The organism is Psychrobacter sp. P11G5, from assembly GCF_001593305.1.
In the GTDB taxonomy this organism is placed as follows: Bacteria; Pseudomonadota; Gammaproteobacteria; order Pseudomonadales; family Moraxellaceae; genus Psychrobacter.
The window spans coordinates 1-5,826 of sequence record NZ_CP012539.1; the positions used below are offsets into that span (position 1 = coordinate 1).

Genomic DNA, 5,826 nt, shown 5'->3' on the forward strand with positions numbered 1-5,826 from the left:
GATCGCTACTAAGGTTAAAGAAAAAAAGTCACTAGAATGCTAAAAAGATTATAAAGTTGAACAAACCTGATGCTTTAGATGAGGTTAAAAAACAAATTGATAGATACTTTTGAAAGCATTGATCGATCATCTGATCCAAAAGAGCATAAAAAAGTCTCTGATATTTCGAGGTAACTAGGGCTTTTTTCTTTTATCTTTTCAGTTAGTAAAAAAAATAAGAAAATGCTTTTAATGCTTTTAATGCTTTTAATAGCTTTTAGGCTCTCTGCACCCCTTGCTGCTATTGGCTTACAGCGCCCATTAAAGGACGTTTAGTTACCCATTAAAGGACGTTTAGTTACCCATTAAAGGACGTTTAGTTACCCATTAAAGGACGTTTAGTTACCATTAAAGGACTCTTTATAATTTGACCTTTAGATGACTTAATGTAATATGTCATTAAATACTTATGGATAAGATGGTTATGCACAATAAAAAAAACCTAGTCGTAAAGACTAATCAACTGAATCAGGCATTACAAACTTTATCATTGGCTGAAGTGCGAATTATTCAGCTAGCCATAGTTGATGCTAGGGAAACAGCCACAGGATTAAGTACAGACAAGCCGTTACGAATTGATGCCACTCGTTATGCAGAGGTATTTGAAACTACACGGCAAAATGGCTATAAGCGCATGAAAGAAGCTGAAGAAACCCTATTTAATAGGCGTTTTACCTACCTTGATGATAATGGTAAGCCTATTAAAAGCCGTTGGTTACAGCAGGTGCAATATCATGATGGTGAGGGTGCTATAGAAATAGTATTTACGCTTGCTGTTGTAGAAGGTATCAGCCGTATCAATGGCTTAGAACAGTTTTTTACCTCGTATTTGCTAGAGCAAACGACACAGTTTGATAGTGTTTATTCGGTACGCCTTTATGAGTTATTGACGCAATGGCGCACAGCTAAAAAAACACCATGCTTTGATATAGGGGTCTTTAGAGACCAGATGGGGCTAGGAATCAATGAATACAAAGCGATGTGTGATTTCAAAAAACGTGTTTTAGACCTTGCTACAGATGAGATTAACAAAAAATCAGACCTTAAAGTCAAATATGAGAACGTAAAAAGGGGACGCAAAATTGTAGGCTTTATTTTCACTGTTCATGAAAAGCCAAAAGCTAAGACGGATGTAGTTGATAAGGAGCGCGACGTTAGTACAGGAGATATGTTTACGGTCGATGGATTGAATGATAAGCAGTTAGGGCGTATTGCTCGTAACCCTGCTTTTATGGCGGAATACAATCATTTAGTAAGCCCTACTAGCCAAGCTGGTCAGTCACAGCAAGGATGGGAGTTTGAAATGATTAACCGCCTTAAAAAAGACCCTACACAGTTTAATAAACGTCCTATCAAAGAATATCTTGAATACTAGGTCTTATGAGTACGTTTGATTTCCTAGTAATGACTTGAACCTTTGGCTATAAAATAATAGTAGCAATGGTTTGAGTGATCTAAATAATAGGTGTTAGTCCTTTCATAAATACGTATCACATCGCTGTGATACGTGGAATCATCAAATATAGAGTTTACTGTGGTGTAATATCTGGAAGAGTGTCTTTAATCGATTGAACTAACCCTTCTACGCTGTCGTTTTTTAAAACTCGTACTATCCAGCTTTCAAAGTCATTACGGCGACACCCTTTCAAATGTAGAGCTGCACTTGCGATCAATCCTTTATTATCGTAGTTGGCTAATAACAATGGTAAATCTCTACTCTCTACAGCTTGGCGTATCCTATCAGTAGCTTCTTGAGCAATACTCTCAATATTTAATTGAGCTGTTTGGTAAGAATATAAATCTGATAGCGCATCAACTGTTTCTGCTTCTGCAAAATCAATTTTTTTGAGCAATCGATCTATACGCCTTTTACAATACCTTGTTACTACTTTTTCGATAGCTTTATCTGAATTTAAGGATGCAAAAATATCTGAGGCTAGATTTTCTAGTTTTGCATCAATCTCACTACCAACATGACCTTCACTTTGCGCGATAACACTACTAACACTTGGAAGAAGAATTAAATTCTCAATTTCAGATACAGGCAGAGTAGCAATACCCAAGCTTTGTAAATGATCTCGGTCAGCCTGACTGTAATCATCAGCATCGACAATGCCTGAGCAAGTTATTCTTGTTAGGCTAGCATTTTTTCTCATAGTTACTACAGAGTGAATTACGTCTTCACAAGAGCCTTTCGGCACAATACTCCACTCTGTAAAACAACTTCTATACAGTGCAATATCTAAGCTATCATTAGTACCCTCAACAAATAATATTGGTTTTCGGCTACCTAGAATCAATGTCGTCAACTCTTCATCAAAACCTGAGTCACTGGGAAGCTTTTCAATATTCCAATAGGGGCTAGATTTATCGAAGCTATATTGTCTAAGTACATATTTGTCAGCTACACGAGAAGAAGCGAATTCAAGATCATGTGTGATAAACAAAAAAGCACAGTCCGGTCTAACTGATTCTACTGCATCCCATAATTTTGCCATTATAGAACGATGAATATGAAGTTCGGGCTCATCAAAAATTATCAAAGAATTCTCTACTGCAACTAATGTTTGACCTAACATATAGAAAACAGCTCTTTCACCGTCGCTCATCTCACTACCAGAATAATACTGATCTGCATCTGCATCTGCATCTGACACCTGAATATCATCACCAGATACATGTAGTTTTCGATGTGGTAACAATTGCTCCCAAATCTCTGTAAGGACTTCAAATTTTGTTGGATCAGCAGAACTATTATCGCCACTACGAACTTTTCTGTGAGTTGTCAGAGCTCTATTAGATTGTTCAGCAAATAAGGCTTGTATAAGGAAATCAAAGTCATTGAGCATATGAACCGAATTTTTTCCACCCCAACGACTACCTGCCCTATGATGAATTGCTGCATTCTCACCTGAATAACCTACTCTAAGACCCAATAATGCGTTGGCTTCACTTATTTTTGGAACAGTTGGATTTAAAGTAAGAGCTCTATGAGCTGAAATTCGGTGAGCATTAATACCTAATTGCTCTTCTATGTAAGTAGCAAGTCTCGTTTTACCTGTGCCATTGGCTCCAACAAAAACCGCGGAGGATCCTGCCTCTATTCTTATTTCTTCATGTTTATCAAGCATGGGTATATTAATCGTAAAAACCACTATCTCTTCCTTAATTTTCTAGTTTTGCAGACATTTGCATTGATATGCTGCAACATCTGCTTATTACCCCAGAGGAGCCCGCTATTTCATTCCTTAAAAGCATTAATAAACCACTTAAAACCATAAAGACTCCACAGGAATCTTTTCTCCTAGCTTGTTTAATTTCCCATCCAACAACTGAAAAGCATTAGGCTAATCAAACACCTCTGAATGGCTACCCAGCCTAACAAAATCTACCGTATCCCTCTGAATACGGTAGATTAGCACCAAATCAGGTTTGATGTGGCAATCTCTAAACCCCTTATGATTGCCGGTCAACGCATGGTCTTTGTATTTAGCCGGTAGCGGTATGTCGTTAGTCAAACAATTAAGCACCTCACCCCATGCAGGAGTGAGCAAGCTTAGATAATTCTTTTTAGCATCTCTCTTAAACTGACTTGATACTTCAATGGATCTCATCAGCCTCGCCTTCTAGCTCATCCATCAAATCACCAAAGCTATTGTACTTAGTGCCTTTACCGCTCGCGACCTCAGCAATAGCAGCGATAGTTTGCGCGTTGAGCCTAGGCTGTTGATAGTCAAAAGACAGAGGAATCGCATTGGTATCGGCTACTTGGTTCAAGAACAGTCTTATAGCTTGTGAAGGCGTTAATCCATAGCTTTCTAGAACAGAAAAAGACCTATCCTTCAGATCTTGGTCAAGCCGTATATTATAATTAGTTGTAGTCATAGTAATCACCTTTCGCTTATATTGTATGTACGAATATAAGCGAAAGGTGTTCAGATCTCAATAGCTTTATAGTTTTATAATTCTTATGAAAAAATCAGAAGAAAACATTACGTTTCTACTTCAAGCCTTTAGTTAAATTAGCTGCATAAAAGCTAATCCCTGCATCCTGTTGCATTTCTATCCAACTTTCATAAGATGTATTTGTTTGAATAAATTGTTCCCACTCATGATCTGGGATAGCTGCAAAATCTTCTTTTGATTTCACTTTGAACCCAGAAGCTTCTATTAGCGCCTCAAAATTTGAATACTGGCTGCAACTAGATATGAAACTAGGGTTCATAAGATCGCCTAGCGGAATACTATGCGTGGCAGATAACTCTGAGAGATTTTTCTCCAGTTGATGAAGACCTTTTAAATCAGATTTCATGACTTTTCCTCGTTTTTATAAGCTTTATATAGCTCGTATAGTGTTGAGTATTTATAAAGAACAACTACTCAGACCATTAGAATTATCTGTAGCTACAGATAATTTTTTTAGGTGAATAAGTTGTTTGTACCAAGCTATGATTATGCCAGTGAAAAACGAGAAGTAACGCTCTTATAACCCCTTTTTTGTAGCAGATTTTACGACAGATAAAAAATCCGTTATTTCCCACCTAATTTTATGACTACACCATACGCACCCTAAAGGGACTGCCAAATAGCTGATATTATTAGGTTTATTGAAATTTGAGTGTTTGCAAAGTGTAAACAAAATCGTTCTTAGTTATTGATTTAAAAAGAAAAAAGCTGTTTACAATCTGTAAACAGCCAAGTTGAAAAATAGTGAAAAACAGCCCTTTTTTACCGCCTTTTACTGCAAAAATCACGCTTTCCTAACTGGTGAAATTATGGTGTAGTAAGTACACTTTAATAAAATAACACTCAATTATAGGAAAAAAGTGGCGATGAACTATGCAATTTTGAGGACAGCAAAATTAAAGACGATGGGCAACATTGGTAGCAGTCTGGCACACAGCTACCGAACGATAGAAACGCCAAATGCTGACCCCAACATTACCCCTAAAAATCATCATAGCGTTGCTACCCCTGAAGCCGTCAAACAAGCAATAAAAGATCGGCTTCCTGAAAAAAGACGTTCCGATGCGGTGCTCTGTATTGAGTATTTGATAACCGCCAGTCCTGAATGGGAAGGCTGGGGAACCAGTAAGGAAGATGAGTTTTTTAAGCGATCTGCTCAGTGGCTCATGGATAAACATGGAGCAGAAAACATTGCAGGTCTAAGTATTCATCGAGACATAAGCACACCGCACTTAGTCGCTTATGTGGTTCCCATTGACCACAAGGGGAAGCTGAACTGTAAGAATTTTCTAGGCGGCAGGGTTAAGTTAAACCAAATGCAAACCGATTTTGCCAATACGGTCGCTGATTTAGGGCTAACGAGAGGTAAGGAAGGCTCTAAAGCCAAGCATACCAGCATCAAGGAGTATTACCACGATATCAATCATGCGAGAGACTTCACTATCGAAACTGTATCACCTAAGGCTGAAATGTTTGAAAGCAAGGCTAGATATGGGGAAAAGGTCACAGCAGCTGTTATTGAGCAAATAGAACCGACTGTGAAGGCGGCAAACAGCATCCTGATGGACTATGAGAAGGCTAGATTGGATAAAAGCGTGGCAGAAGCGAGCTATGACACTCTCAAGAAACGTGTTGAGCCTTACTTATTGGCTATTGAAGGGTTAAATCAAGAGGAAATTACTAGGGTGAATGAGGTAATGCTGCTAGAAAGCCGTAAAATCGCTATAGAGAGGGTTAAATATGAAAGGGCTAGGTATGTATCAAAATGAAGAATGAAGGCTATTAAATCTAATTCTGTACACAGAGAGAGTGGTTTTTATA

At 38.0% G+C, this 5,826-nt stretch carries 6 protein-coding genes; 2 read left to right on the top strand and 4 right to left on the bottom strand.

Annotation, left to right across the window (positions count from 1 at the left end; translation table 11 throughout):
- Window positions 1-463 precede the first annotated feature (463 nt).
- Entirely contained in the window at window positions 464-1,414 is a 951-nt protein-coding gene (gene repM / locus AK825_RS14655) for a replication initiation protein RepM (protein ID WP_149038810.1), read from the top strand.
- A 154-nt stretch (window positions 1,415-1,568) separates the two neighbouring features.
- On the opposite strand, the gene AK825_RS14460 is transcribed toward repM, so the two are convergent.
- From AK825_RS14460 to AK825_RS14475, 4 genes are all read right to left on the bottom strand, one after another.
- Entirely contained in the window at window positions 1,569-3,194 is a 1,626-nt protein-coding gene (locus tag AK825_RS14460) for an AAA family ATPase (protein WP_068039727.1), read from the bottom strand.
- Between the two features lie 192 nt (window positions 3,195-3,386).
- Window positions 3,387-3,653, bottom strand: coding sequence for a type II toxin-antitoxin system mRNA interferase toxin, RelE/StbE family (locus tag AK825_RS14465; RefSeq protein ID WP_068039730.1), 267 nt, complete (start codon window positions 3,651-3,653; stop codon window positions 3,387-3,389).
- Window positions 3,640-3,924, bottom strand: a complete 285-nt coding sequence (locus AK825_RS14470) for a type II toxin-antitoxin system RelB/DinJ family antitoxin (protein WP_068039733.1) — start codon at window positions 3,922-3,924, stop codon at window positions 3,640-3,642. The genes AK825_RS14465 and AK825_RS14470 overlap by 14 nt, the downstream gene beginning before the upstream one ends.
- A 115-nt stretch (window positions 3,925-4,039) precedes the next feature.
- A complete protein-coding gene (locus tag AK825_RS14475) occupies window positions 4,040-4,351 on the bottom strand; it encodes a hypothetical protein (protein ID WP_068039736.1) in 312 nt (103 codons plus the stop codon).
- Window positions 4,352-4,871: 520 nt separating this feature from the next.
- Between AK825_RS14475 and mobV the strand changes: the two genes are divergently transcribed.
- Window positions 4,872-5,774 (top strand): MobV family relaxase, encoded by a 903-nt coding sequence (gene mobV, locus AK825_RS14480; protein WP_068039739.1) that lies wholly within the window; start codon window positions 4,872-4,874, stop codon window positions 5,772-5,774.
- Window positions 5,775-5,826: the final 52 nt, after the last annotated feature.